Source organism: Cupriavidus basilensis, assembly GCF_029335485.1.
GTDB classification, from domain to species: domain Bacteria; phylum Pseudomonadota; class Gammaproteobacteria; order Burkholderiales; family Burkholderiaceae; genus Cupriavidus; species Cupriavidus basilensis_E.
Genome location: NZ_JARJLM010000539.1, coordinates 1 through 1,038 on the forward strand (window position 1 = coordinate 1; position 1,038 = coordinate 1,038).

A 1,038-nucleotide genomic window follows, 5' to 3' on the forward strand; every position below is an offset into this window, starting at 1 on the left:
GGCCGGTTTCATTGAGCGGCACCAGCTCGGGCAACGCCGGGCGGCCGGTCGCGTCGAAGTAGGTCACTGCGCCATGGCGCATCAGGTAGACGCGGCGGCGGGGCGAGGGCGGCAATTCCATGCAGGTCTCCGGTGCGTTGCCGAGCTGTCCGTCTGCGCGGGCATGGTCGGCGTGGTCTTGCGTGGCGAGGCTGGCTGGCGAATCGGCGGGGGCGGCCGGTCAGCGGTAGTTGGGCTTGCGCTTCTCCAGGAAGGCGCCGATGCCTTCGCCCGCATCCTGGTGATGCAGCGCGGCCACGAAGTTGTTGCGCTCCTCGGCCAGGTGCTCGGTAAGGCTGGCGGTACCGGCATGGTTGATCAGCGCCTTGATCCGGCCCACGGCATGCGGCGAGCGCGTGGCCAGCGATTCGGCCAGGCGCAGTGCTTCCGTGAGCGCCTGGCCGGCCGGCACCACGCGGTTCACCAGGCCGAACTGGGCCAGGCGCGCGGCGTCGACGGGCTTGCCTTCCATCATCAGCTCGGAGGCGAGCTGGCGGGGCAGGGCGCGCGCCAGTTCGTACGAGCCGCCACCGTCAGGCGTCAGCCCGACATTGACATAGGCCATCACGAATCTGGCGTCGCTGGCGGCGACCACGAAATCGCAGGCGAGCACCAGCGAGAAGCCGGCGCCTGCGGCGGGACCTTCCACCGCGGCGATGATGGGCTTGGGAAAAGCGTGCAGCGTTTCGATCCAGTGGTTGAGGACTTCGATGCTCTCGGCCTGCACCTCGGGTGGCTTGGCACGGTTGCCGAGCAGGCGGTTGAGGTTGCCGCCGGCGCAGAACACGCCGCCGGCGCCGGTGATGACCACGGCGCGCACCTCGCTGTCGCGCGAGGCGAGCTCAAGCGCCTCCTGCGAGGCCGCGTAGATGTCCGGGTGCAGCGCATTGCGTGCCTCGGGGTTCGAGATGGTGAGCACCAGGGTGGAGTCGACGCGTTCGGAAAGCAGCTGTGCGGTCATGGCGGCCTGTGCGGATGTGCGGATGCAGGAGATCAGAA

1 protein-coding gene and 1 pseudogene are annotated in these 1,038 nt (G+C 69.2%); both read right to left on the reverse strand.

All coding sequences use genetic code 11. The annotated features are described in order from the left end of the window. Positions 1-121, reverse strand: a pseudogene (locus P3W85_RS33580) (histidine phosphatase family protein); the annotation flags it as partial. Positions 122-220: 99 nt separating this feature from the next. Further along, positions 221-1,000 carry an oxepin-CoA hydrolase, alternative type gene (locus tag P3W85_RS33585; protein ID WP_276267921.1) on the reverse strand — a complete coding sequence of 260 codons (780 nt, stop codon included), beginning with the start codon at positions 998-1,000 and terminating at the stop codon, positions 221-223. Between the last annotated feature and the right edge of the window lie 38 nt (positions 1,001-1,038).

Excerpts from the sequence above, each read along its gene's own strand:
- P3W85_RS33585 (WP_276267921.1), bottom strand. The coding sequence starts at position 1,000 with ATGACCGCACAGCTGCTTTCCGAACGCGTCGACTCCACCCTGGTGCTC.